The 25,971-nt window shown below is 71.8% G+C and carries 20 protein-coding genes; 8 read left to right on the top strand and 12 right to left on the bottom strand.

Annotated elements, in window-relative coordinates:
- Window positions 1-105: 105 nt before the first annotated feature.
- Entirely contained in the window at window positions 106-1,554 is a 1,449-nt protein-coding gene (locus ACIBK6_RS08675; RefSeq protein ID WP_399049966.1) for a regulator, read from the top strand.
- 13 nt (window positions 1,555-1,567) lie between these two features.
- Here ACIBK6_RS08675 and ACIBK6_RS08670 read toward each other — a convergent pair whose 3' ends face one another.
- Both ACIBK6_RS08670 and ACIBK6_RS08665 read right to left on the bottom strand, forming a co-directional pair.
- Window positions 1,568-2,884: an NAD(P)/FAD-dependent oxidoreductase gene (locus ACIBK6_RS08670; protein ID WP_399049965.1), complete on the bottom strand. Its 1,317-nt coding sequence runs from the start codon at window positions 2,882-2,884 to the stop codon at window positions 1,568-1,570.
- A gap of 318 nt (window positions 2,885-3,202) precedes the next feature.
- Window positions 3,203-4,102: a TIGR01777 family oxidoreductase gene (locus ACIBK6_RS08665; protein ID WP_399049964.1), complete on the bottom strand. Its 900-nt coding sequence runs from the start codon at window positions 4,100-4,102 to the stop codon at window positions 3,203-3,205.
- 36 nt (window positions 4,103-4,138) lie between these two features.
- On the opposite strand from ACIBK6_RS08665, the gene ACIBK6_RS08660 reads away from it, so the two are divergent.
- Window positions 4,139-4,669 carry a GNAT family N-acetyltransferase gene (locus tag ACIBK6_RS08660; RefSeq protein ID WP_399049963.1) on the top strand — a complete coding sequence of 177 codons (531 nt, stop codon included), beginning with the start codon at window positions 4,139-4,141 and terminating at the stop codon, window positions 4,667-4,669.
- An 83-nt stretch (window positions 4,670-4,752) separates the two neighbouring features.
- A complete protein-coding gene (locus ACIBK6_RS08655) occupies window positions 4,753-5,961 on the top strand; it encodes an amidohydrolase (RefSeq protein ID WP_399050179.1) in 1,209 nt (402 codons plus the stop codon).
- A gap of 29 nt (window positions 5,962-5,990) precedes the next feature.
- Here the strand turns inward: ACIBK6_RS08655 and ACIBK6_RS08650 are convergent, their stop codons facing one another.
- Window positions 5,991-6,623 carry a TetR/AcrR family transcriptional regulator gene (locus ACIBK6_RS08650; protein ID WP_399049962.1) on the bottom strand — a complete coding sequence of 211 codons (633 nt, stop codon included), beginning with the start codon at window positions 6,621-6,623 and terminating at the stop codon, window positions 5,991-5,993.
- A gap of 121 nt (window positions 6,624-6,744) precedes the next feature.
- Between ACIBK6_RS08650 and ACIBK6_RS08645 the strand changes: the two genes are divergently transcribed.
- Window positions 6,745-7,548 carry an SDR family NAD(P)-dependent oxidoreductase gene (locus tag ACIBK6_RS08645; protein ID WP_399049961.1) on the top strand — a complete coding sequence of 268 codons (804 nt, stop codon included), beginning with the start codon at window positions 6,745-6,747 and terminating at the stop codon, window positions 7,546-7,548.
- A 49-nt stretch (window positions 7,549-7,597) separates the two neighbouring features.
- On the opposite strand, the gene ACIBK6_RS08640 is transcribed toward ACIBK6_RS08645, so the two are convergent.
- Both ACIBK6_RS08640 and ACIBK6_RS08635 read right to left on the bottom strand, forming a co-directional pair.
- Window positions 7,598-8,119, bottom strand: coding sequence for a DUF4240 domain-containing protein (locus ACIBK6_RS08640; protein ID WP_399050177.1), 522 nt, complete (start codon window positions 8,117-8,119; stop codon window positions 7,598-7,600).
- A gap of 97 nt (window positions 8,120-8,216) precedes the next feature.
- Window positions 8,217-9,089: a winged helix-turn-helix domain-containing protein gene (locus ACIBK6_RS08635; protein WP_399049959.1), complete on the bottom strand. Its 873-nt coding sequence runs from the start codon at window positions 9,087-9,089 to the stop codon at window positions 8,217-8,219.
- Window positions 9,090-9,353: 264 nt separating this feature from the next.
- Between ACIBK6_RS08635 and ACIBK6_RS08630 the strand changes: the two genes are divergently transcribed.
- On the top strand, window positions 9,354-9,584 hold the full coding sequence (locus ACIBK6_RS08630; protein WP_399049958.1) for a hypothetical protein: 231 nt from the start codon (window positions 9,354-9,356) through the stop codon (window positions 9,582-9,584).
- A gap of 46 nt (window positions 9,585-9,630) precedes the next feature.
- Here ACIBK6_RS08630 and ACIBK6_RS08625 read toward each other — a convergent pair whose 3' ends face one another.
- The 7 genes from ACIBK6_RS08625 to ACIBK6_RS08595 form a co-directional block, all read right to left on the bottom strand.
- Window positions 9,631-10,542 (bottom strand): FadR/GntR family transcriptional regulator, encoded by a 912-nt coding sequence (locus tag ACIBK6_RS08625; protein ID WP_399049956.1) that lies wholly within the window; start codon window positions 10,540-10,542, stop codon window positions 9,631-9,633.
- A gap of 384 nt (window positions 10,543-10,926) precedes the next feature.
- The gene (locus ACIBK6_RS08620) at window positions 10,927-11,697 is read right to left on the bottom strand and encodes a VOC family protein (RefSeq protein ID WP_399049955.1); all 771 of its coding nucleotides are present in this window, start codon (window positions 11,695-11,697) and stop codon (window positions 10,927-10,929) included.
- Between the two features lie 101 nt (window positions 11,698-11,798).
- Window positions 11,799-14,495: a pyruvate dehydrogenase (acetyl-transferring), homodimeric type gene (gene aceE / locus ACIBK6_RS08615; RefSeq protein ID WP_399049954.1), complete on the bottom strand. Its 2,697-nt coding sequence runs from the start codon at window positions 14,493-14,495 to the stop codon at window positions 11,799-11,801.
- Window positions 14,496-14,745: 250 nt separating this feature from the next.
- Window positions 14,746-15,372 carry a GntR family transcriptional regulator gene (locus tag ACIBK6_RS08610; protein ID WP_399049953.1) on the bottom strand — a complete coding sequence of 209 codons (627 nt, stop codon included), beginning with the start codon at window positions 15,370-15,372 and terminating at the stop codon, window positions 14,746-14,748.
- A 157-nt stretch (window positions 15,373-15,529) separates the two neighbouring features.
- Entirely contained in the window at window positions 15,530-17,257 is a 1,728-nt protein-coding gene (sucB, locus tag ACIBK6_RS08605; RefSeq protein WP_399049952.1) for a 2-oxoglutarate dehydrogenase, E2 component, dihydrolipoamide succinyltransferase, read from the bottom strand.
- A 54-nt stretch (window positions 17,258-17,311) separates the two neighbouring features.
- A complete protein-coding gene (gene lpdA / locus ACIBK6_RS08600) occupies window positions 17,312-18,700 on the bottom strand; it encodes a dihydrolipoyl dehydrogenase (RefSeq protein ID WP_399049950.1) in 1,389 nt (462 codons plus the stop codon).
- A 332-nt stretch (window positions 18,701-19,032) separates the two neighbouring features.
- Window positions 19,033-20,553, bottom strand: a complete 1,521-nt coding sequence (locus ACIBK6_RS08595) for a leucyl aminopeptidase (RefSeq protein WP_399049949.1) — start codon at window positions 20,551-20,553, stop codon at window positions 19,033-19,035.
- 313 nt (window positions 20,554-20,866) lie between these two features.
- Here ACIBK6_RS08595 and ACIBK6_RS08590 point away from each other — a divergent pair, with 313 nt between their 5' ends.
- From ACIBK6_RS08590 to ACIBK6_RS08580, 3 genes are read left to right on the top strand one after another with little or no spacing between them, the layout of a single operon-like run.
- Complete coding sequence (locus ACIBK6_RS08590) at window positions 20,867-22,900, top strand: hypothetical protein (RefSeq protein WP_399049947.1); 2,034 nt, start codon at window positions 20,867-20,869, stop codon at window positions 22,898-22,900.
- A 52-nt stretch (window positions 22,901-22,952) separates the two neighbouring features.
- Entirely contained in the window at window positions 22,953-24,503 is a 1,551-nt protein-coding gene (gene pelF, locus ACIBK6_RS08585) for a GT4 family glycosyltransferase PelF (RefSeq protein ID WP_399049945.1), read from the top strand.
- Window positions 24,500-25,936 carry a hypothetical protein gene (locus ACIBK6_RS08580; protein WP_399049944.1) on the top strand — a complete coding sequence of 479 codons (1,437 nt, stop codon included), beginning with the start codon at window positions 24,500-24,502 and terminating at the stop codon, window positions 25,934-25,936. The genes pelF and ACIBK6_RS08580 overlap by 4 nt, the downstream gene beginning before the upstream one ends.
- Window positions 25,937-25,971: the final 35 nt, after the last annotated feature.

The raw sequence follows: 25,971 nt of genomic DNA, 5'->3' as shown, positions 1-25,971 counted from the left end.
TGAATGCGGGGCGAAGGTGGCGGCACCGGCCGTATTGACCGCTAAATTCTCGCCGTTCCATGAGGGCTGCAACCTCGGCCCGGAAGGCAGGAGAACGCAGAGCTGATGACGGAACGACCCTCGCAGCGCACCCCCAACCGCCAGCTCGCCGCACTCATCGCAGAAGCCGGGTTCTCCAATGCCGGGCTCGCCCGCCGCGTTGACCAGCTCGGCCTGGAGCACGGCCTGGATCTGCGCTACGACAAGACGTCGGTGACCCGGTGGCTGCGCGGTCAGCAGCCGCGCGGCACCACGCCCGCGCTGATCGCCGAGGTCTTCACCCGGCGACTCGGACGCCGGCTCTCCGCACAGGACCTCGGGCTCGACGCCTGCGCGCCGGTGTACGCGGGGCTCGAATTCGCGGCGACGCCGGAGGAGGCCGTCGACATCGTCAGCGGCCTGTGGCGCAAGGACTCCGGCAGCCATGCCGAACTGCGCAAGATCGCGTTCACCCCGGCAGGCCTGGTCGTCCCCAGCCGGGACTGGCTGATCGGGCGGCCCGACGACCGGGTGGGGCGCGGCGACCCCGCCGCGCAGGGCAACGTGACGCGCATCCCGGCCCAGGGCCGCTCGTCCGTACCCCGCCAGCGGACCACCGACCGCGGCCCCGGCCAGCGGGTGACCAGCGGCGACATCGCGGCGCTGCGCTCGGTGGCCGAGCTGTTCCGCACCCTGGACCACGCCTACGGCGGCGGGCACGCCCGGCAGGCGCTGGTCCGCTATCTGGAACACGAGGCCGAGCCGATGCTGCGCGGCACCTACGGCGAGAACGTGGGGCGCAAGCTCTTCGCGGCCGCGGCGGACCTGACCAGACTGGCGGGCTGGACCTCGTACGACATCGTGGCCCACGGGCTCGCGCAGCGGTACTTCGTGCAGGCGCTGCGGCTGTCCCAGGCGGCGGGCGACCGGGCCTACGGCTCGTATGTGCTGGTCACGATGAGCCGGCAGGCCGTCTACCTCGGGCACGGGCGGGAGGCGGTCCAGCTGGCCCGGGTCGCCCAGCAGGGCGTGGGGGCCGCGGCGCCGCCCGTCGTGCAGTCGCTGCTCAACGCGGTGGAAGCGCGCGGGCACGCGGTGCTCGGCGAGGTGCGGGCGTGCACCGCCTCGCTGGTACGGGCCGAACGGGCGCTGGAGAGCGCGCGGCCCGGCGACGACGTGCCGCACTGGGCCCGCTTCTTCGACGAGGCGCAACTGGCCGACGAATTCGGCCACGCCCACCGCGACCTCCAGCAGTACCGCGCGGCCGCCCAGCACGCCGAGCGCTCGCTGCAACTGCGCGCCCCCGGATACGCCCGCTCCCGGCTGTTCTGCCGGATCGTGCTCGCCACGGCCCGCCTCGGCCTCGGCGAACTCGACCAGGCCTGCGCGCTGGGCGCGGAGGCGGCCCAGCAGGCGAGCGAGATGCGGTCGGCCCGCGCGGTGGAGTACGTACGCGACTTCGAGCGCCGCTTGGAGCCGTACCGGGACGCGGCCGCGGTGCGCAACTACCGGGACAAGGTGGCCGCGTTGGGCTGATGTTCCGCGCCGGTCAGGCCGCCTTGCGGATCACCTCCGGTGCCGCCCGCCAGGACTGGACGCCCAGGTCGGTGAGGATCGCCCGGGCGGCGCGGCGGCCCGAGTACAGGGCGCCCTGGACGGTGCCGGTGTCGCGGTGGTCGCCGCACACGTACAGGCCCGCGAGGAGGCGGACCGGGCGGCGCAGATCGTGCGGGGCGGGCATCGCGGGCACGGCCTGCGGGGTGTGGTGCACGGCGAGCAGCTCCCAGTCGGCGGTGGACGTGGCGTACAGGCGCGCCAGTTGGCGGCGTACGGCGCTCTCCACGTCGTCGGGCGCAGTGCCGAGCACAGCCGAGGTGACCAGGGCCCGGCCGCGCGGCGCACGGCTCGGGTCGACCTCGCTCATCACCGAGCTGTACGCCACCGGCCCGCTGCGGTCCGCGTCCAGGAGCAGTGCCGGGTCGGCCAGCGGGGACTCGGGGGCGGTGTGGTGCAGCACGGTCAGCGGGTGGAAGGCGGGGACCCGCAGGCCGGGCAGGAGCTCGGCGGCGGCGGGGGCGTCGGTGGCCAGGAGCAGGGAGCGGCAGCCGAGCACGCCGTGGTCGGCGGTGGTGACCGAGGTGGTGGCGACGGACGTGACTTTCACGCCGGTACGTACCGTGCCGGGCGGCAGCGCGTTCGCGAGGAGCTCCGGCAGGGTGGCCGCGCCGCCCGCCGGAACGCACAGCCGGCCGCGCGCGAAGCCGCGCAGGGCGAGGTCGGCGATGCGGCTCGACGTGGTCAGGTCCGGGTCGCAGAGCAGCGCGGAGAGCAGCGGGCGGACGAAGCCGTCCAGGGTGCGGGCGGGCAGGCCCCGGTTCAACAGGGCCTGCCTGATGGGGAGTTCGGGCCGGGAGATGATCCGCTCGACGGAGGTCGCGGCCAGCCGGGCGAGCGCCTTGCCGAGCCGGGCCTGATCCAGGGCGCCGCCGAGCGGGGTGACCGTGCCCCGAGGGGCGCTCGCCCGGGCGCGCGCGGCGGCCAGTGCGCCCCTTGCGCTCCCGGTCGCTCCCGCCCGGTAGTGCCGGCCCTCGCTGTGCACGAGGACGCCGGGCGAGAACGGGCGCAGCGGCAGGTCGTCCAGACCGGGCGTGCGGGTCAGCTCCGGGTACGAGGTCGAAAGGAGCTGGCCGATCCGGTCCAGCCGGAAGCCGTCGACCGAGCCGGTCGACATGCGGCCGCCCACGGTCGGGGCGGCTTCCAGAACGCTGACCGTGACTCCCGCGCCGGTCAGCTGATGAGCCGCTGACAGGCCCGCGAGCCCGGCCCCCACGATGAGTACGTCCGCATGGTGTGCGGTGCTGAGCACGTGGCCCTCCCCGAGGTAGGCGCGGTAGGTGGAAGCCTCATGCCCCCAACTGGCCCACGGAATGCCGCAGTTCGAGGAGAGAGTAGGGACGTTCTGCCGGGCGGGCCCGCGCGCAGGGGGGTGGGTGCGGGGGCATGCGGGCGCACGGTGGCCCTCCGGGGGGCGGGGAAGGGGGGTTTCCCACCCCCGCCCGTTGCGCGGGGTTGGACAGCTCGGGCCTCCCGGGGCTGCGCCCCAGACCCCGCGGGGGCTCTACCCCCTGCACCCCCGCTCCTCAAACTCCCCCCTGCTCTTCAAGAGCTTGGGGGAGGGCGGGTACTAAACCGCCGCCGCCCCGATCGCCTTCTCCACCCCCGGGAACGCGAACCTGAACCCCGCCGAAAGCAGCCGGGCAGGCACCACGCGTTGGCTGGACAGGACGTCCTGCGCGAACTCGCCGAGGGCCAGCCTGATCGCGGGGGCCGGGACGGGGAGGAGGGCCGGGCGGTGCAGGATCCGGGACATCGCCACCGTCACCTCGCGGTTGGTCACCGGGTCGGGGGCGGTCAGGTTGACCGGGCCCGCGACCGACTCCGTGTCGATCATGAAACGTAGCGCCGCCACCTCGTCGTGCAGGGCGATGTACGACCAGTACTGGTTGCCATTGCCCAGGCGGCCTCCCAGGCCCGCCTGGAACAGGGGAAACAGTTTCGCCCACGCTCCGCCCTGCCGGGCCACCACGAGACCCGTGCGCGCGAACGCCGTGCGGATGCCCGCCTCGGCCGCCGGGGCCGCCGCCGCCTCCCACTCCACGCACAGCGAGGCGAGGAAGCCGTCGCCCGGCGGCGCCGATTCGTCCACCGCGCGGTCGCCGGTGTCGCCGTAGTAGCCGATCGCCGAGCCCGACACCAGTACCCGCGGCGGGGTGTCCAGGGAGGCCACCGCCTCGGCGATCGCGGCCGTGCCCAGCACCCTGCTGTCCCGCAGCTCCTTCTTGTATGCCGGGGTCCAGCGGTGATCGGCCACGCCAGCCCCGGCCAGATGGACCACCGCCGCGCAGCCGGCCAGACCCGCCGTGTCCACGTGCCCGCGTACGGGATCCCATGCGATCTCGTCCGGCCCGGCCGGCCGGCGCCGTACGAGACGTACCACCTCGTGCCCGTCCGCCCGCAGCGAGCGCACCAGCTCCGTACCGATCAGTCCTGTCGAGCCCGTCACCGCGATCTTCATGAAATCCATCCTCGCGCCCCGCGCCCCCCATGGCACAGTGACCCCATGTCCGAGTCGTACACCCAGCCCAGTACCGCGCCCGCTCTGCTCATACGGACCGCCCTGCCCTCCGACGGCGAGGCGCTCGGTGTGCTCACCCGTGCGGTCTGGTCCCCGCTGCACGCCGTGGCGCCGCGCCCGGTGCCGCCGTACGAGCCCTTCTTCGACGAGCGGCACGTGCCCGCGGACTTCCTCGTCGCCGAGGTGGACGGAGAGATCGCGGGGTACATACGGATCGTTCCGCCCACTCCGCTCGCCTGCAACAGGCACGTCCGGCAGATCCAGGGGCTCGAAGTCGCCGAATCGGCGCGCGGCCGGGGCGTCGGGCGCGCGCTGCTGCGCGCCGCGTACGAGGCCTGCCGCCGCCAGGGCGCGACCCGCATCACCCTGCGCGTCCTGGCCCACAACACTCCGGCCCGGGCGCTGTACGAAGCGGAGGGCTTCGCCGTCGAGGGCGTACTGCCCGGCGAGTTCCTGCTTGATGGCACGTACGTCGACGATGTGCTGATGGGTCGCTCGCTTCTTCTGAACGACTGATCAGGAAGGCCGTCCCGAACTTTCGAAAGGTGGGCAGCGTGCCCGATTGCACGGCACAGGCCAAGGCGACCGCGACGACCGCTCTGCGGGGGCTCGACGCCATCCGCGACGATCTCGCCGGGCTCTACCGCGATCTGCACGCACACCCTGAGCTCTCCTTCGCCGAGCACCGCACCGCCGCCGAACTCGCCCGCAGGGCAAGGGAGTTCGGGTACGAGGTGGCCACCGGGGTCGGACGGACCGGAGTCGTGGCCGTCCTCGCGAACGGGCCCGGGCCCACCGTGCTGCTGCGTGCCGACTTCGACGCGCTGCCGGTGCGCGAGCGGACCGGACTCGACTACGCCTCGACCGTCGAGGGGGTCATGCACGCCTGCGGGCACGACATGCACGTCACCTGCCTCCTCGGCGCCCTCAAGCTGCTCGCCGACGCCCGCTCGCTGTGGCGCGGTACGGTCCTCGGCGTGTTCCAGCCCGCCGAGGAACTCGGGCAGGGCGCGCGGGCCATGGTCGAGGACGGGCTCTACGAGCGGTTCGGGACCCCGGACATCGTGCTCGGCCAGCACGTGGCACCGTTCCCCGCCGGGATGGTCGGCGCGCACGCGGGCCCCGCCTTCGCCGCCACCGACGCGCTCAAGGTGGTCATGTACGGGAAGGGCGCGCACGGTTCGCGGCCCGAGGCGTCCGTCGACCCGGTGGTGATGGCCGCGTCGACCGTGCTGCGGCTCCAGACGGTCGTCTCGCGCGAGGTCCCGGCCGGTGAGACGGCCGTCGTCACCGTGGGCGCGCTGCACGCGGGGACCAAGGACAACATCATCCCGGACGAGGCCGAGCTGAGGCTCAACATCCGTACGTACAAGGACGAGGTGCGGGCCAAGGTGCTCGGCGCCGTCGAGCGGATCGTGCGTGGTGAGGCGGTCGTCGCGGGGGCCGACCGCGAGCCCGACATCACCGAGATCGACTCCTTCCCGGTGCTCGTCAACGACGCGGACGCGGTGGCGCGGACGATGGCCGCCGTCGGCGCGGTGCTCGGCGCCGACAAGGTGCTCGACCCGGGTCCGGTGACGGGCAGCGAGGACGTCGGCCTGTTCGCCACGGCGGCCCAAGTCCCGCTCTGCTACTGGCTGTTCGGGGGAGTGGACGCCGAGGAGTTCGGCGCCGCGTTCGCCGCGGGCACCCGCGACCGGGACATCCCGTCCAACCACTCGCCGTTCTTCGCCCCGCTCATCGAACCCACCCTGACCACCGGGGTCACGGCCCTGACCGCGGCGGCGCTGGCCTGGCTCGACGCGTAGGCGCGTCCGGCCGCTGCGTCAGCGGGGCATCAGCTGGTCAACAGGCGCATGCCGCCGGTGAGTTCGCGCAGACAGCGCACGGCGAGCTCGGCGGGGGAGCCCGGACCCGAGGCGGGCGCGTCGGTGCCGGCCCACGCCTCAAGCGCCACCCGGATCGCGTCGGTGGCCGCGGCCGCCGCGAGGCGTACCTCCAGGGGGTCGGCGCCCGGCCCGGCCAGGCGGCTGAGCACGGGCAGCAGACGCTCCTCGGAGTCCTGGTTCACCCGGTACCAGACCGCGCGCAGCGCCGGGTCGTGCTCCGCCGCGCGCAGCAGCCCACGGGTCCAGGTGAACTGCTCGGCGGTGTGCGCGTCGGGCACCGAGAGCGCCTTGGTGACGGCGGTCTCCAGGGTCTTGGGCAGCGCGCCCGGTTCGGCGGCTTCGAGCAGGGCCCGCCAGCGTTCGGCGCCGCCCGAGAGCAGCGGGCCCACCGCGTCCTGCTTGGAGCGGAAGTAGCGGTAGAAGGTGCGCAGCGCGACCCCGGCGTGCCGGGCGATCGCCTCGGCGGTGGTGCCGTCCGGCCCGTGCTCGGCGAAGAGCGCGGCGGCGGCGCGGGCGATGTCGAGCTGGGTCGCCGCTTTGCGGCGCTCGGTCAGGGAGGGCTGGGTCGCGGGCTGGGTCACCTCGCAAGCGTACGCCCGCGACCTTGGGACCTGCACGGACTGACACCATGGCATAACGTGCCAGGTGGGCGTACGGTGGATACCGCTGTGGCTCCCTGACATCAAAGAAAGCTGGAACGTGATGAGCGCGAACACCGTCACCGGCCGCTACGAAGGCCGCCGGGCACTGATCACCGGCGGCGGCTCGGGCATCGGGCAGGCCACCGTGCTGCGCCTGCTCGCCGAGGGTGGCCGGGTCGTCGCCGCGGACGTGAGCGAGGCGGGCCTGAAGGACACCGCGGAGAAGGCCGGGGGCGCCGCCGACCGCCTCACCACCCTCGTTCTCGACATAGCGGACGAGGAGTCGGTACGCGCGGGCGTCGGCGCCGCCGTCTCCGCGCTCGGCGGCCTGGACGTGCTGGTCAACGCGGCCGGCATCCTGCGCTCCTCGCACACCCACGAGACCACCCTGGCCGACTTCAACAAGATCATCGCGGTCAATCTGACCGGCACCTTCCTGATGATCCGCGAGGCGATCCCGGCGCTGCTCGAAGGCAACGGCGCGGCCGTCGTCAACTTCAGCTCCACCTCGGCGGCGTTCGCCCACCCGTACATGGCGGCGTACGCGGCCAGCAAGGGCGGCATCCAGTCGATGACGCACGCGCTCGCCGCCGAGTACGCCAAGCAGGGCATCCGCTTCACCGCCGTGCAGCCCGGCTCGATCTCCTCCGGCATGACCGACGGCACCGGCGCCTCCCGGTCGAGCATCGGCCCCGGCCTGCCCGCGGACGCCGACATGTCGCTCTTCATGAAGCTGGCCCCGGCCATCGGCCAGGGCTTCGCGGGTCCGGAGACGGTGGCGTCGGTGGTCGCGATGCTGGCCAGCGACGACGGCCGCTTCATCACCGGCACCGAGGTCCGCGTCGACGGCGGAACGCATTTCTGACCCCCGGCGCGCGCCCGCCCACGTCTGACCCCCGGCGCGCGCCCTTCGCTCACTCCGCGCCGAAGCGCTCCCACAGGCGGGGGAAACGGGCCGCGAGCGCGGACTCGTCCTCGAAGTCCAGCGGGGTGCCCGCCGGCTCGGCGGCCTGCGGCGGGATGCCGAGGTCCGGCGCCACGACGCCGGTGAGCTGCTCGTACGCCTCGTCCGCCGCGTAGCCGAGCTCCTCCCCGTCGCCGTCGATCTCCTCGTCGAACTCGCCGAGCAGACCGGCCAGCGCGTCGGGGTCGTGCACCGCGCCCTCGAAGACCTCGCGGCCCTGGCCGATGAGCCAGCAGCGGAAGTAGTCGAAGGCGTCGTCGCTCGCGCCGTCGAGCAGCACGGCCGCGGCGCCCCACAGGTCCCAGTGGTAGGCGCGGTTGTAGCGCGCCTCGAAGTGGCGGGCGAAGTCGAGCACGGCGTCGGGGTCGAGCCGGAGCAGCCGCTCCACGAGCAGCTCGGCCTGCTCCTCGGGGTCGCCGTCGGCGGCCTCGCGCGTACGGTCCACGATCTCCCAGAACTCCGTCTCGTCCATCACGGAACCAGCATCGTGGGTAGGGGGTGGCGGCGCACGCGGAGCGGCGTATTTCGTCCGGTTGCCGCTCCCCGTCCACCCCGGCGGGCTCCGCCCGTCACTCGTCGAGGAGCCGCAGCGGCTGCGCCACCATGTCCCAGCGCGAGTTGAACCAGGCCTGGACCTGCTGGAGCTCCGCCCGCTCCAGGGACCGGGCCCCGTTCCCCTCCAGGGTCGCCGGGAACAGGGTGTCGCTGTGCAGTTCGAGCACCTCTACGGAGGCGGCGTCGACCAGGATGCGGGTGGTGCGCAGGAAGTAGTAGCCGGTCAGCATCTGTGTGCCGTTGATGAGGTAGCGCTTCTCGCCGGGCACCGTCGGCAGGCCCCGGATCTCCACGGAGACCGAGCCGACCGAGCCCTCCTCGGCCAGCTGGGTGAGCGAGTGGTGCAGCGCCTCCGCGTACATCCGGACGACCCTGCGCAGCCGCCGCAGCGGGCGCAGATCGGACGGGTCGTCGACGTGCCGCGGGTAGGGGTGGTGGGTGTCCAGATCCGGTACCAGGACCCGTACCCGGATCGACTGCGGCGCCGCCCGGTCGCCGAGCCGGATGAGCTCGGCCTGCTGCTGGACGGCCCGGGAGAGCTCCTCGGTGTGCAGCGACCAGACGTCCAGCGAGACGTGGGGCGCGTCGAACGCGCGGGACACGTAGTGGACCAATGGCCGCCCGATGGCAGCCTGCCGGGCCACTCGGGCACCCCGGCCCGGCACCCCGGCCTCCAGGAGCCCCTCTTCGCGCAGCAGCTGGAGCGCCTTCTGTACGGTGCCGCGTCCGCAGCGGAACCGGCGCATGAGCTGGTCCTGCTTGGGCAGCGCGTCGCCGGGTGCCGGCACCCCGTTCTGGACGTCCTGGCGCAGCGCGTCGGCGACCGATCGGTAGCGGGGGGTCTCCCCGGTGGCGTCCCGGTCGGCCCCTGAGGTGTGGGTCGTCACCCGGCGAGGCTACAACTCGCGGTCAAGGCAGGACAGATGGCTGCGAGAACCGGTCAACTGGCCGGGTTGCCCGTTTGGTTGAATCCGATGCTCGTTCAACTACCCATTGGCATAGATGTGTTGATTGATATGCAGCCGGTTGACCATAGATGGCTGCCATTCAGTCCGGGTAGGAGGAGGGAACAGAATCGCCGGCCAATGAGGGTGCCAATCGTCAGTCAGTACGGTGCGGTCCGCGGCGGCGACAACCGGAGGAGGTGTTCCATGGGAGCGGAGACCCGAGTGCAGATCGTCCTCGAACTGCTGTCGAACGCGGGTGTGCTGGCGCCCCTGCTCGGCCCGCCCGGGCTGCTGGTGCTGGCCCTGGGGGTGCTCCTGGCGAAGGGCCGCGATGGCGCGGGCCGGGAGTCGACGCGGCCCTTCGCGGCCGGGCCGGGTACGAACCTGGTGTGCGGGGCGGCCGTGCTCCTGGTGCTCCTGCTGATCGCCGCCTGACCGGCTGAGATCCTGTGTCTCGACCCGCCCCGGTCCATCGGCTCACTCAGTTGGGGTCCATGGGGCGGGCGATGGTGTTCCACAGCGAGTCGAACCACTGCTGGGTCTGCTCGACGTAGGTGCTGGTCACCTGGTCCCCGTCCACCGCGGTGTGCCGGAAGAGCATGCCCTCCACGCCCAGCATGTCGTAGATCTCGATCGGGCTCCGGTCGAGGTCCACCGTCCGCTCCGTCACCTGGTAGTGGCCGGCCAGGACTTCGCGGCCGTTGAGGATGTAGACCTTCTGGGTCGGGGTGATCGACACCTTGCGGGCCTCGACCGTCACGTCCTGGACCAGATCGCGCACCTTGAGCATGCGCAGCGAGTGGCGCAGCGAGCCGTAGATGTGGTTGCTGGTGATCCGCAGCCGTTCGCGCGGCCGGGCGTTCTCCGGGTCGCCGATCACCTGGGGGAGGGCCAGCGGGTCCTCCGCGGCGGGCAGCAGGATGCGGACGGCCACCCGGCGCGGGCCCGAGCCGTCGGCCTGTATGGCGACCAGCGGCCCCGCGAGCGCGGAGGCGAGCGTCTCGCCGTTGAGGCAGTACGCGTCGATGGTCACCTCGTCCTGGCGGAAGCACTGCGCCACCCGCTCGCTGAGGAAGAGCCCGGCGGGCCGCGGTGAGTTGCGGCGCGGCTGGGGCGCCGGGCGTCGGGTGGCCGGCACCGGCACGGTGGCGGGGTGGGCGACCGTCGGCGGGGTGCCCTGCTGGGCCCGCCTGATCAGGCCTTCCCGCTCAAGGAGTTCGACGGCGCCGCGTACCGCGCCGCGCGGAACGGCGAACCGCCGGCTGAGCTCCGCCTGGGTCGGGATCCGCTCGCCCACGCGCAGGTCTCCGCCGGAGATGAGAGCACGCAGGCCGTCCGCGACCACATCCCGCGGACGACGCTGTCCATCGGTCGAAGCGCTGTTTCCAGGCACGCCTCAACTCTACAACGGGCTGCCAATGGGGGCGAGTTGTCTGCCAGGGTGTGCCAATGCGCGTGCGCGGCGTGGGAGTTGGAGGATGCCCTTGGCCGGGCGGGGTGAGCGGGGCGCTGCCCCTGGACCCCGGTGCTTCTGTCGCGGTTCGGCCGCGGGCCGTTGCCGGGGGCGCTGCCCCCGGACCCCCGCTCCTCAATCTCCCCCAAGGCCTAAAGGGCCAGGGGGGACCCCCATGAGGGGCTTGATTTTGCCCCCGTAGGGCTTTTGGCCCCCCGGAGGGGCTTGATCTTCGCTGGCCGGGGGGCCTGATTTTGCCCCGGAGGGTTTTGGCCCCCCGGAGGGTTTAGGGAAGGGGCGGGGAGGGGCTTGATTTCGGTGGGGCTACTCCGGGTTTGTCAGGGCGATCACCGAGAACATTCCGCCCTGGGGGTCGCTCAGCATGGCGAAGCGGCCCGGGGGGATGGTGGTGGGGGGGACGTGGACTCCGCCGCCCAGTTCCTTCGCTTTCTCCGCCGCCATGTCGCAGTCCTCGACCTGGACGTACACCATCCAGTGCGCCGGCACCTCCGGCGGGAAGTCGTCGGTCATCCGCATCATGCCGCCGAAGCTCTCCCCGTCGAGCTTCCACTCGGTGTACTCGGAGTTGCCGTAGGGCTCGGTGCCGCCGTCCCAGCCGAAGACCGACTGGTAGAACGTCTTCGCCTGGTCCGCGTTCCGCACCATCAGCTCGAACCAGCACAGGCTGTTCGGCTGGTCCACGACCCCGAAACCCTTGTGCTCCTTCGGCTGCCAGATGCCGAAGACCGCGCCCTCCGGGTCGGCGAGCACGGCGAGCCGGCCGGACTCGAAGACGTCCATGGGACCGGCGATGATCGAGCCGCCGTTGCCCGTCACCGCCGCGGCCGTCGCGTCGGCGGACTCGACCTGGAAGTACCCCAGCCAGGCCACCGGCTGCCCCGGCGCCATGCACGGCCCGTACCCGCCGACGTACTGGTCGCCGAGGAGGAACATGCCGTAGCCGCCCGCCTCCTTCATGGGCACGTCCTCGCCGTGCCAGCCGAAGAGGCCCCCGTAGAAGGCCTTGGCAGCGGGTACGTCGGTGGTCGAGAGGTCGGCCCAGGTGGGCGCGGACGGACGGTTGTGCATCTTCATACGGTGCTCCCGGAGTCTTTGGCGCCCCCGGTCGACCATTCACGCACGGGTGCCCCGACCCGGCAATCGGGACGGGGCACACGTGTGTGGAGCGGAAGGGCCTACAGGCCGTAGCGCTCGCGTGCTTCCTTCACGGCCGTGACCGGGACCTCGCCGCGCTTGGCGAGCTGGGCCAGGGCCGCGACGACGATCGACTGGGCGTCGACGCCGAAGTGGCGGCGGGCCGCCTCGCGGGTGTCGGAGAGGCCGAAGCCGTCCGCGCCGAGCGAGGAGTAGTCCTGCTCGACCCACTGCGCGATCTGGTCCGGGACCTGGCGCATGTAGTCGGAGACCGCGAGGACGGGGGAGTCCACGCCCTCAAGTGCCGTGCGGATGAAGGGAGTCCGCTCTTCGCCGCGCAGCAGGGCGGCGTCCGCTTCGAGGGCGTCGCGGCGCAGCTCGGTCCAGGAGGTGGCGGACCATACGTCGGCGGCCACGCCCCACTCCGCGGCGAGCAGCTTCTGCGCTTCGAGCGCCCAGTGGATCGCCGTGCCGGAGCCGAGCAGCTGGATGCGCGAGGCGTTGACCGGGACCGTGACGCCTGCCGACTCCGCCGTGTTGAAGCGGTACAGGCCCTTGACGATGCCCTCGTCGATGCCCGCGGGCTTCGCCGGCTGCGGCATGGGCTCGTTGTAGACGGTCAAGTAGTAGAAGACGTTCTGGTCCTCGCCCGGGGCGGCCTCGCCGTACATCCGGCGCAGACCGTCCTTGACGATGGCCGCGACCTCGTAGGCGAAGGCCGGGTCGTACGACATGGCCGCCGGGTTGGTTGCCGCGATCATCGGCGAGTGGCCGTCCGCGTGCTGGAGGCCCTCACCGGTCAGCGTCGTACGGCCGGCGGTGGCGCCCACCAGGAAGCCGCGGCCGAGCTGGTCGCCGAGCTGCCACATCTGGTCGGCCGTGCGCTGCCAGCCGAACATCGAGTAGAAGATGTAGAACGGGATCATCGCTTCGCCGTGCGTGGCGTACGCGCTGGACGCGGCGATGAAGTCGGCCATCGAACCGGCCTCGGTGATGCCCTCGTTGAGGATCTGGCCGTCCTTGGCCTCGCGGTAGTACATCAGCTGGTCGCGGTCGACCGGCTCGTACGTCTGGCCCTTCGGCGAGTAGATGCCGAGCGAGGGGAACAGCGACTCCATGCCGAAGGTGCGGGCCTCGTCCGGGACGATCGGGACCCAGCGCTTGCCGGTCACCTTGTCGCGGATCAGGTCCTTCATCAGCCGGACGAACGCCATGGTGGTGGCCATGGACTGGCTGCCGGAGCCCTTGTCGAAGGCCGCGAACGACTTGTCGGCCGGGGCCGGCAGCGCCTCGATCGCGTGGCTGCGGCGGGCCGGGGCCGGACCGCCGAGCGCCGCGCGGCGCTCCTGGAGGTAGCGGACCTCGGGGGAGTCGGCGCCGGGGTGGCCGTAGGGAACCACACCGTCGATGAACTGGGCGTCGGAGATGGGGAGTTCAAGAAGGTCACGCATGTTCTTGAACTCGTCCGTCGTCAGCTTCTTCATCTGGTGGTTCGCGTTCTTGGACGCGAAGCCCTCACCGAGAGTGAAGCCCTTGACGGTCTGCGCCAGGATCACGGTCGGCGCACCCTTGTGGGACAGGGCGGTCTTGTAGGCGGCGAACACCTTGCGCGGCTCGTGGCCACCGCGCGACAGGTGGAAGCACTCCAGGATCTTGTCGTCGCTCAGCAGCTTCGCCATCGCGACGAGCGCCGGGTCCTTGCCGAAGAAGTCCTCGCGGATGTAGGCCGCGTCACGCGTCTGGTACGTCTGCACCTGGGCGTCCGGGACCTCGCGCAGGCGGCGGACCAGGGCGCCGGTGGTGTCGAGCTGGAAGAGCTCGTCCCAGGCGCCGCCCCACAGCGACTTCACGACGTTCCAGCCGGCGCCGCGGAACTGGGCCTCCAGCTCCTGCACGATCTTGAAGTTGGCGCGGACCGGGCCGTCGAGGCGCTGCAGGTTGCAGTTGATGACGAAGGTCAGGTTGTCGAGACCCTCGCGGGCGGCGAGCGCGAGGGCCGCCGTCGACTCGGGCTCGTCCATCTCGCCGTCACCGAGGAACGCCCACACGTGGGAGTTGGAGACGTCCTTGATGTTGCGGTTGGTGAGGTACCGGTTGAACCGGGCCTGGTAGATCGCCGACAGCGGGCCGAGGCCCATGGAGACGGTCGGGAACTCCCACAGCCAGGGCAGCCGGCGCGGGTGCGGGTAGGACGGCAGGCCGTCGCCGCCGGACTCCTGGCGGAACTTGTCGAGGTGCGCCTCGGTCAGGCGGCCGTCGAGGAAGGCGCGGGCGTAGATGCCGGGCGAGGCGTGACCCTGGATGTAGAGCTGGTCACCGGAGCCGTCGCCCTCCTTCCCGCGGAAGAAGTGGTTGAAGCCGGTCTCGTACAGCCAGGCCGCGGACGCGAAGGTCGCTATGTGGCCGCCGACGCCGTACTTCGAGCCCCGGGTCACCATGGCGGCCGCGTTCCAGCGGTTCCACGCGGTGATCCGGCGCTCCATCTCCTCGTCGCCGTCGATGACGGGCTCCGCGGAGGACGGAATGGTGTTGACGTAGTCCGTCTCCAGCAGCTTCGGCAGGGCCAGGCCCGCGCCTTCGGCGTGCTGCAGCGTGCGGCGCATCAGATACGCGGCCCGGTGCGGGCCGGCGGCCTTGGCGACGGCATCGAGGGAGGCCGCCCATTCGGCGGTCTCCTCGGTGTCACGGTCCGGGAGCTGGTCCAGCTCGCTCGGAAACTTGGCTACGGGGTCGATCATGATCGCCGCCTTCCGGACAGGAGGGGGGTGGAGAAAAAGGGGGCCTTTGTCTGGCAGGACGGGGCCTTGGACTGGTGAGTCCGCCGTCGACTGTAAGCCGACGATCGATGATCGATCAAAGTGTTGCGCCAAAAACTTCTTCAGATCGAGAAAGTCGGCACAGGGTGCCGCGAATTAGGGCACGCGGTGCCTTCGTTTTGAAGGAGCCCGTCCACGGCCCCGCAGGGGAGCCCGTCCGCTGCCCCGCAGGTCAGGCGCTGCGCGGCGCGCACCCCAGGACGTGGGCCTTCACCAGTACGCCGATGGCCGGATCCCGCCGCCGGAACGCCGCGACCAGATCCTCGTGCTCCTCGGCGTACGACTTCTGCACGGTGCCGAGCCACCGGATCGACAGCGCGGTGAACACCTCGATGCCGAGGCCTTCCCATGTGTGCAACAGCACACTGTTGTCGGCCGCGCGGACCAGTTCCCGGTGGAAACCGACGGTGTGCCGCACCTGCGCGGTGCCGTCGGCGGCGCGGTCCGCCTCGTACAGCGCCGCCACGTGCGGCTCCAGGGCCGAGCAGTCCTCGGCGAGCCGTTCGGCCGCCAGCTCGGCCGCGATCTGCTCCAGACCGGCCCGCACCGGATAGCTCTCCTCCAGGTCGGCCGCCGTGAGATTTCGCACCCGTACGCCCTTGTTGGGGGCCGACTCGATGAGGCGCAGGCTCTCCAGCTCCCGCAGGGCCTCCCGTACGGGCGTCTGGCTGACCTGGAGCTCCACCGCGATGCGCCGCTCCACGATCCGCTCACCGGGCTTCCAGCGCCCGCTGACGATCCCCTCCACGATGTGCTCGCGGATCTGTTCGCGCAGCGAGTGGACGACGGGCACGGTCATGAGGGCTCCTCAAGGCGAGCGGTGACCTCCAAACAATACGGCCGCGCCCCCGCCCGGAAGAGCCCCGGGCGGGGGCGCGGCCGCTGGTGAGACGAGTCTTACAGCCGTCTCCGCGTGCCTCTCAGGACCTGTCGGACCTGTCGGACCTGTCAGGACCTCACAGGCCGAGCTCGACCTCGAACTCGCCGGCTTCCAGGATCGCCTTGACCGCCGTCAGGTAGCGGGCCGCGTCGGCGCCGTCCACCAGACGGTGGTCGTAGGAGAGCGCCAGGTACGTCATGTCGCGGACGCCGATGACGGTGCCCTCGGCGGTCTCGATGACCGCCGGACGCTTGACGGTGGCGCCGATGCCCAGGATGGCGACCTGGTTCGGGGGCACGATGACCGTGTCGAACAGCGCACCGCGCGAACCGGTGTTGCTGATCGTGAAGGTCGCGCCGGACAGCTCGTCCGGGGTGATCTTGTTGGCGCGGACCTTGCCGGCCAGCTCCGCGGTCGCCTTCGAGATGCCGGCGATGTTCAGGCCGCCCGCACCCTTGATGACCGGCGTCATCAGACCCTTCTCGGAGTCGACGGCGATGCCGATGTTCTCCGAGTCGAAGTACGTGATGGTGCCCTCGTCCTCGTTGATCCGGGCGTTGATGACCGGGTGGGCCTTCAGCGCCTGGGCCGCCGCCTTGACGAAGAACGGCATCGGGGACAGCTTGACGCCCTCGCGGGCGGCGAAGGAGTCCTTCGCCTGGCCGCGCAGCTTCATCAGCTTGGTGATGTCGACCTCGACGACCGTGGTCAGCTGGGCCTGCGAGTGCAGGGCCTTCATCATGTTGTCGCCGATGACCTTGCGCATGCGGGTCATCTTGACCGTCTGGCCGCGAAGCGGGGACGCCTCGACGGACGGGGCGGCCTTGGCGGCGGGGGCAGCGGCGGCCGGCGCGGGAGCCTTGGCGGCCTCCGCGGCGGCGATGACGTCCTGCTTGCGGATGCGGCCGCCGACGCCGGTGCCCTTGACCGCGCCCAGGTCCACACCGGACTCGGAGGCGAGCTTGCGGACCAGCGGAGTGACGTACGCACCGTCGTCACCGGCGGTGGCGACCGGGGCCGGAGCCGGGGTCACCGGAGCCGGGGCGGCCACGGGGGCCGGAGCGGCGACCGGCGCCGGGGCGACCGGAGCAGCCGGGGCGGCGACCGGAGCCGGAGCCGGGGCGGCGACGGGGGCCGGGGCCGGAGCGGCGGCCGGGGCAGCCGCGACCGGGGCCGGAGCGGGGGCCGGAGCCGCGCCCGGGGCGCCGATGACGGCCAGCTTGGCGCCGACCTCGGCGGTCTCGTCCTCGCCGACCACGATCTCAAGCAGGACACCGGCGACGGGCGCCGGGATCTCGGTGTCGACCTTGTCGGTGGAGACCTCAAGCAGCGGCTCGTCCTCGGCCACCTCCTCGCCGACCTCCTTGAGCCATCGGGTGACGGTGCCCTCGGTCACGCTCTCGCCGAGCGCGGGGAGGACGACGTCGGTGCCGGAGGCAGCGGCGGCGGGGGCAGCCGGAGCGGCGGCCACGGGGGCCGGAGCAGCGGCGGGAGCCTCGGCGACCGGGGCAGGGGCGGCAGGGGCCTCGGCCTGGGCCGGAGCCGGGGCCGCGACGGGCGCGCCCGTGCCGTCGTCGATGATGGCGAGCTCGGCGCCGACCTCGACGGTCTCGTCCTCGGCCACCTTGATGGAGGCGAGGATGCCGGAGGCGGGGGCCGGGATCTCGGTGTCGACCTTGTCGGTCGACACCTCGAGCAGCGGCTCGTCGGCCTCGACGCGCTCGCCCTCGGCCTTCAGCCAGCGGGTGACAGTGCCCTCGGTGACGCTCTCGCCGAGCGCCGGAAGGGTTACGGAAACCGACATGGTTTCGGTTGCTCCTTACGAATTGCGGTAGTGGTCGTCGCGCCCGAGGGGCTACTAGTCGTGGGAGTGCAGCGGCTTGCCGGCCAGTGCCAGGTGGGCCTCGCCGAGCGCCTCGCTCTGGGTCGGGTGCGCGTGGATGAGCTGCGCGACCTCGGCCGGCAGGGCCTCCCAGTTGTAGATCAGCTGGGCTTCGCCGACCTGCTCGCCCATACGGTCACCGACCATGTGGACGCCGACCACGGCGCCATCCTTGACCTGGACGAGCTTGATCTCGCCCGCGGTCTTGAGGATCTTGCTCTTGCCGTTGCCCGCGAGGTTGTACTTCAGAGCGACGACCTTGTCCGCACCGTAGATCTCCTTGGCCTTGGCCTCGGTGATGCCCACGGAGGCGACCTCGGGGTGGCAGTACGTCACCCGGGGCACGCCGTCGTAGTCGATCGGGACGGTCTTGAGACCGGCCAGCCGCTCCGCCACCAGGATGCCCTCGGCGAAGCCGACGTGCGCGAGCTGGAGCGTCGGGGCGAGGTCGCCGACCGCGGAGATGGTGGGCACGTTGGTGCGCATGTACTCGTCGACCAGGACGTAGCCGCGGTCCATCGCGACGCCCTGCTCCTCGTAGCCGAGGCCCTGGGAGACCGGGCCGCGGCCGATGGCGACGAGGAGGACCTCGGCCTCGAACTCCTTGCCGTCGGCCAGCGTGACCTTCACACCGTTGGCGGTGTACTCGGCCTTCTGGAAGAAGGTGCCCAGGTTGAACTTGATGCCGCGCTTGCGGAACGCGCGCTCAAGGATCTTGGAGCTGTTCTCGTCCTCGATCGGGACGAGGTGCTTGAGGCCCTCGATGACGGTCACGTCGGTGCCGAAGGACTTCCACGCCGAGGCGAACTCGACGCCGATGACGCCGCCGCCCAGGATGATCGCGGACTGCGGGACGCGGTCCAGGGTCAGCGCGTGGTCCGAGGAGATGATGCGGTTGCCGTCGATCTCCAGACCCGGCAGCGACTTCGGCACGGAGCCGGTCGCGAGGAGGACGTGGCGGCCCTGGATGCGCTGGCCGTTGACGTCCACCGAGGTCGCGGAGGACAGCCGTCCCTCGCCCTCGATGTAGGTCACCTTGCGGGAGGCGACCAGGCCCTGGAGGCCCTTGTACAGGCCCGAGATGACCTCGTCCTTGTACGCGTGCACCGCGTTGATGTCGATGCCCTCGAAGGTGGCCTTGACACCGAACTGGCCGGCCTCGCGCGCCTGGTCGGCGATCTCGCCGGCGTGCAGCAGGGCCTTCGTGGGGATGCAGCCGTTGTGCAGGCAGGTGCCGCCGAGCTTGTTCTTCTCGATCAGTGCGACGTCCAGGCCCAGCTGCGCTCCGCGCAGGGCCGCGGCGTAGCCGCCACTGCCACCGCCGAGGATCACTAGGTCGAAAACGGTGCTGGCGTCGTTCGCCACGTCACGTCCTCCATGCATGTGCGCCGGGCGCGGTCGTCGATGACCGGCGGCGGCTGGTATTCGGCCGCTTGTCTTCGGCCCTGTGGTGGGGGCCCTGTCCTGCCGAGAACCCATCTTCGCACTTGTTGACGGAAGGCGGGACGCGGGGCCCGGGGTCTGAGACCGCCGGTCGTCCGACGCGGCGGTTCTCAGGGGGTGGGGCTGTCGCCGTGCGCGACGTACGGATTTCATCGACAGCGAAATCCGGTAGGCCCCGGACGGTACGGAGCGTGAACACGGGCGGCCCCGGACGTATGCCCGGGGCCGCCCTGTGCGTCGGCTGCGCTCGGGTGTCAGCCGAGGTCGCCCGCGGCGGTGCGCTCCGCGAGCTTGAGCAGGGTGCGCACCGAGGAGCCGGTGCCGCCCTTGGGGGTGTAGCCGTGCGGGGCGCCCTCGTTGAAGGCCGGGCCCGCGATGTCGAGGTGGGCCCAGGTGATGCCCTCGCCCACGAACTCCTTCAGGAACAGGCCGGCGATCAGGCCGCCGCCCATCCGCACGCCCATGTTGGCGAGGTCCGCGGTGGGGGAGTCCATGGTCTTGCGCAGGTTGGCCGGGAGCGGCATCGGCCAGGACTGCTCGCCGACCTCCTCCGCGATCTCGTGGATCGCGGTGCGGAAGGCGTCGTCGTTGGCCATGATCCCGAAGGTGTGGTCGCCGAGGGCCATCACCATCGCGCCGGTCAGCGTCGCGACGTCCACGATCGCGTCGGGCTTCTCCTCGGAGGCCTTGGCGATCGCGTCGGCCAGGACCAGGCGGCCCTCGGCGTCGGTGTTCAGGACCTCGACGGTCTTGCCGCCGTACATGCGCAGCACGTCGCCCGGACGGGTGGCGGAGCCCGACGGCATGTTCTCGGCGAGCGCCAGCCAGCCGGTGACGTTCACCTCGACGCCCAGGCGGGCGGCCGCGACGACGGCGGCGAACACGGCGGCGGCGCCGCTCATGTCGCACTTCATCGTCTCGTTGTGGCCGGCCGGCTTGAGCGAGATGCCGCCCGAGTCGTAGGTGATGCCCTTGCCGACGAACGCGAGGTGCTTGGCGTTCTTGGCGTGCGTGTACGAGAGCTTCACCAGGCGGGGCAGGTTGGCCGAGCCGATGCCGACGCCGAGGATGCCGCCGAAGCCGCCCTTCTCCAGCGCCTTCTCGTCGAGCACCTGCACCTTGAGGCCGTGCTCCTTGCCGGCCGCCGAGACCACCGCGGCGAAGGCCTCGGGGGTGAGGTCGTTCGGCGGGGTGTTGACCAGGTCGCGGGCGCGGTTGATCTCCTCGGTCAGCGCGAGGGAGCGCTCGGCGGCGGCCTTGTGGGCCTTGTCGCGCGGCTTGGCGCCGAGCAGCGCCACCTCGGCGAGCGGGCCCTTCGCGTCGGGGCCGCGGTCCTGGTAGGCGGTGAAGGCGTACGCACCCAGGAGGGCGCCCTCGCCGATCGCCTCGATGTCCTCGGCGGCCTCGATCGGCAGCGCGAACGCGGCCTTCTTGATGCCGTGCAGGGCTCGGGCGGCGTTGCCCGCGGCGGTGCGGAGCACCTCGGAGGCGTACGCCTCGTCGGCGGCGGGGGCGGTGCCGAGGCCGACCGCGAGGACGAACGGGGCCTTCAGGCCGGACGGGGACACCGCCTTGGTCACCTCACCCTCGGCACCACTGGCACCGAGGGTCTCCAGGACAGCGGCGAGCTTCCCGCCGAACGCCTTGTCCACGGCCTCGGCGCCGGGTGCGACGACCAGTCCGCCCTTGGGGCCGGCGGCCTTGGCGACGCCGACGACGAGGGCGTCGGCGCGCAGTGTCGCCGCACCGGCAGTGCTGAGAGTCAGAGCAGTCACGGTGGTGAGATCTCTCTTCCTTGAGAATCCTTGTGGAGTGTTCGACCGTCGGGTGGCTCGGCCGGGGCCCTGTGCATCGTATTTTGGGCGGGGCGCGCACCGACCACGAGCCTACGCTCGGTGATGACGTTCGAGAGCGGTGGCTGTAGTTCACTCATCCGTGGTGTCTCTTTCACGTTTGGCCCGCACACTCCGTGAGAGCTCCGTCACACTCGCCTCGATTGGGCACAGGGGGCACCGTGCCCCTTTGCATCATCACCACAGGTCCTCCATGCGCACTCCGCGCGTGGAGGGTTCTCATGAGGGGGGACATATGAAGGCGAAGGCCTTGAAACTCGGCAGAACCCGGCTTGCGCTCACGGCGCTGATGGCCGCCGGACTGCTCACCACGGCCATCCCGGCCGCGAACGCGGCGGCCACGGCGCCGCCGCGGATCGATCTGAGGGTGCTGGTCCTCGACGACGGCGGAAGCGCCGTCGGGGCGATCGTCGCCCAGCTCAAGAACACCGGAGTGCCGTACCAGACCGTCGCGTTGGGCGCCGCCGGCCGCCCGACGGTCAACGCGGCCTTCCTCAGCGACACCGTGGGCGGCCGTCCGCGCGCCAAGTTCCAGGGCGTGGTCACGCCCAACGAGATCCCGTTCGGCTCCGCCGCCGCCCCCGAGCAAGCCGCGCTCGCCGCGTACGAGAAGACCTTCGGCATCCGCCAGGTCGACGCGTACACCTGGGCCCACCCCGAGGTCGGGATCGACTACACCGACCGGAACGGCGGCTGGTCCGGCGTCCTGGACGGCGCGAAGACCCAGGTCACCCCGGCCGGCAAGGCGGGGCCGTTCGGCTATCTCAACGGGCCGCTCACCTTCGAGGACAACGACCCCTCGATCCCCGAGAGTTACGGCTACGCGGGCCATCCCAGGGACGGCTTCACCAGCTACCTCGACGCGCCGACCGGCGGCACCCTGCTCGGCCAGTACGCCCACGACGGCCGCAGCGAACTCGTCATCACCTTCGCCTACAACCAGTACCAGGAGCAGTTCCAGGTGCTGGCCAAGGGCATAGTGGAATGGCTGACCCAGGGCGTGCATCTGGGCCAGAGCCGCAACTACTTCTCGGTGCACGTGGACGACGTGTTCGCGCCCGACTCCCGCTGGGACCCCGCCCACCACTGCACCCCGGGCGACTTCGACTGCCCCACCGGCGGCACCGCGAACACGGACATCCGGATGACGGCGGCCGACGCCCAGTACGCCGCCCAGTGGGAGCAGAACAACGGCTTCACCCTGGACATGGTCTTCAACGCGGGGGCGGGGGAGGAGTGGAAGACCGAGCACGGCGGCACCGACGCGATGGCCGCCCAACTGCTCGCCGAAAAGGCCAAGTTCCGCTGGGTGAACCACACGTACACCCACCTCTTCCTCGGCTGTATCCAGGACACCACCACCGTCCCGTGGAGCTGCAAGAAGAACGCCGACGGGTCCACCCAGTGGACGACCCGCGCGGACATCTCGGGCGAGATCTCCAACAACTACAAGTGGGCCGTCCAGAAGGGCCTCCCCATCGACCGGAGCGAGCTCGTCACCGGTGAGCACTCCGGCATGAAGGTGCTGCCGCAGCAGCCCGTCGACAACCCGAACCTGGCGGGCGCGCTCGCCGACAACGGGGTCAAGTGGACCGGCAGCGACGCCTCGCGCGAACCGGACCAGCGCGCGGTCGGCGCCGCCATGACCGTGCCCCGGCACCCGATGAACGTGTACTACAACGTCGGCAAGGCCGCCGAGATGACCGACGAGTACAACTGGCTCTACACCTCGAAGGCCAACGGCGGCAGCGGCGTCTGCGAGAACAACCCGAGCTCCACCTGCATGCCCGCGCCGCTGAACACCGCGACCGGCTACCAGTCGTACATCGTGCCCAAAGAGGCGAAGACCGCGCTGTCGCACGTGCTGTGGAACGACCCGCGGCCGCACTACGCGCACCAGTCGAACCTGGCCGAGGAGCGCATCCTCTACCCGGTCCTGGACAAGGTGCTCGGCGACTACAAGGCCCTCTACGCCGCCAGCGCGCCGATCGTCGACCTGCGCGAGAAGGACGCGGGAACCGAGTTCAGCCGCCGCGCGTCCTGGGACAAGGCACTGGCCGCCGGTTCGGTGACGGCCTACCGCATCGGGAACACTGTCACCGTGCAGGGCCCCAGGGGAGTGGCCGCACCCATCACCGCACCGGAGGGCACCCGCAAGCAACTGTTCGTCGGCAGCACCGTGTTCGGCACCGCATACGCCGGGGCACGCTCCGACTGGTCATCGCCCGAGCTGTTCCAGTCGGCGATCACACTGAAGCTGCCGGCCTGACCAGCCGTCTGATCGCTCGTCACGCAAGACCGCTTGTCCTGGGGGGACATCCATGCCGAGCAGTGGCCGTCATGTCACCATGCTCACGGAAGGCACATATCCGCATATCCACGGGGGCGTGAGCACCTGGTGCGACCAGCTCGTACGCGGCATGCCGGAGGTCGACTTCAACGTCGTCGCCCTCACCGGCAGCGGCCGCGAGCCGGTCACCTGGGAGCTCCCGGCCAACGTCTACCGGCACACGGCCTTCCCCTTGTGGGGGCCGCAGCCCGGCAGGCGCCGGCCGCTCCTCGGCAAGGAAAGGCGCCGGTTCACCGACACCTACGAGCGCTTCCTGCTCGCGCTGCTCGACCCGGAGTCCGGCTGCGACTTCGCCTCGGCCCTGTACGGCCTGGCGGAACTGGCCCGGGCCGGGCGGCTCTCGGCGGCGCTCCGCTCCGAAACGGCGCTGAAGTCGCTGATGTGGATCTGGACGATGCCGCACCTGGCACTGTCCCGGGCGAAGCCGACCGTGCACGACGCGCTGACGGCGACCGACCTCCTGGAACACGCACTGCGCCCGCTGTCCGCCCGCATTCCGGCGGACAGCGTGGCGCACGCGGTCAGCAGCGGCCTCGCCACGCTGCCCGCGCTCGCCGCCCAGCACTTCGACAAGGTGCCGTTCCTCCTCACCGAGCACGGCATCTACCTGCGCGAGCGCTACCTCGGCTACCGCACCGGCGAGCAGAGCTGGCCGGTGAAGTCGGTGCTCCTGAGCTTCTACCGGGAGCTCAACTCCCTCGGCTACCGCAAGGCCGACCTCATCACCCCGTGCAACCAGTACAACCGCCGCTGGGAGGAGCGCGGCGGCGCCCCGTCCGAACGGATCCGCACCGTCTACAACGGCGTCGACCCCGACCTCTTCCCGCACGCCGGACCCGATCCGGCCGTCCCCACCCTGAGCTGGTGCGGACGCATCGACCCCATCAAGGACCTGGAGACCCTGATCCGCGCGTACGCCATCGTGCGCGCCGAACTCCCCGATACCCGGCTGCGGTTGTACGGGGGCGTGCCGGCCGGCGGCGAGGACTACAAGACCCGCCTGGAGAAGCTCGCCGCCGAACTGGGCGTCGCCGACGGCATCTCCTACGAGGGCCGGGTCAGCGACGTGGCGAGCGCGTACGCGTCCGGCAGCGTCGTGCTGCTCTCCAGCATCAGCGAGGGCTTCCCGTTCTCGCTGATCGAGGCGATGTCCTGCGGCCGCGCCACCGTGTCCACCGACGTCGGAGGCGTCCGCGAGGCGGCGGGCGACGCCGGGCTCGTCGTGCCGCCCAGGGAGCCCGCCGTCATGGCCGAGGCCACCATCGGGCTGCTGCGCGACCACGCGCGGCGGACCGCACTCGGCGCCGCCGCCCGCCAGAGGGTGGTCGACAAGTTCACCCTGCACCGCTCGGTGGACGGCTTCCGCCGCATCTACCTCGAACTCGCCGGACACCCCGAACCCGAGCCGTTCCAGGCCGGGTTCACGCCCGAGGACGAGTGGACCCTGCAGCTCACCGGCCCCTGGTACCGCGAGCTGTCCGACGACGCCCGCCGCAGCTCGCTCGGCGGGTCGCCCCGGTGAGCGGCTCCCTCTGGATCGGCCGGGACGAAGGGCAGGACACCCTGCCCTTCATCCCGCGCCAGCGGCTGCCCAGGCTGCCCGAGGACGATCCCCTCACCGAACTCGCCACCCGCCTGGAGGACTTGATAGCCGCGGCCGTCCACCCGGACGAGATAGCCGCGGTCATCGAGTCCGACGGCATGACCGACGACCTGATAAGCGCCGTCTACGGGCACCCCGACTCCTTCTCGCTCGCCGAGGAGCTCTACGGCCGCGTCGAGCGCCGCTACCCCGCGGCCGCCGCCCCGCCCGCCGAACCCTGGCACGCCCACCTCGCCGGCTGCCTGCTGCGCGGTCTCGTCTTCGCGCTGCCCGGCCTCGCCTACGTCCTGGGGGCGCCGCTGCTGGCCGGCCACCGCACCACCCTCGGGCTGCCCGACGGAACGATCCCGCTGATCGCCGGGGCGGTCACCGGCTGGGTGTGGAACCAGTCGCTCTCGCACCGCGCCCACTCCTGGCTCAGCCTCGCCGACCGCCCCGCCGCCGTCCGCGCGCTGCGCCGGGGCGCCCCGCTCGGCGCCGCCCTCGGCGCGCTCGCCGCGGTCGCGGTGGCCGGGCCCGGCGAGCTGGGCGCCGCCGCGTTCGCCGCCGGCCAGTCCGGCTATCTGGCCGCCGCCACCGTCCTGCTCGTCCTCGGCCGCGAACGTGCCCTGTTCTGCGCCCTGTTGCCCATGACGCTCGGCGCCGTGCCGGGCCTGCCGGCCGCCGCCGGTCCGGTCCTGCTGCTCGTCTCGCTGGCGGCGGCGGTGACCCTGGCCGTGCGCGCGCTGCGCGGACCGGCCGCCGGAGACCGGGCGCGCGGCGCCGTGTCACCCCGGCTGACCAGCTCGCTCCCGTACGGCCTGTTCGGACTCGGCGCGGGCGTGCTCGTGCTGTACGCGGCGCTCGGCGATGTCTTCCGGCACGGCTCGGCGGGCTCGGTGGCCGGGCCCTCCGCGATAGCGCTCACCCTCAGCATGGGGCCCGCCGAATGGCTCCTGTACCGCTTCCGCGCCCAGAGCCTGGCCGCGCTGCGCACCACCTCCCGCGCGCGGGGATTCCGCCGTTCGGTCGCCGCCACCGTGACCGGCTGCCTCGGCGCCTACCTGGTGATCCTGGCCGCCCTCGCCGCCCTCGGCACCCTGCTCTGGCCGGCCGCCCCGGCGCTGGGCGGACCGCGCCTGGCGGCGCTGCTGCTCATCGGCGCGGTGCTGTGGACCGGGCTGCTGCTCCAGTCGTTCGGGGCGGCGCCGGGCGCGGCCCTGGTGTGCTGCGCGGCGGCCGTCGCCCAGACCCTGGCGCTGGCCCAGGGCGCGCCGCCGTCGACCGAGGTGGTGGTGTCGGGGACGGCGGCCGCACTGCTGGCCGCACTGGTCTGTGTCGTACTGGGAAGGGCGACCGCCCACCGCCCATGAGCCCGTCGAGCGGAGTGAGCATTGCGAGGACGTAC

Origin of the sequence: Streptomyces sp. NPDC050485, assembly GCF_044458185.1 — a bacterium.
GTDB lineage: Bacteria > Actinomycetota > Actinomycetes > Streptomycetales > Streptomycetaceae > Streptomyces.
Note: the sequence above shows the minus strand (reverse complement) of the source record. Positions and strands in the feature narration are given on the sequence as shown.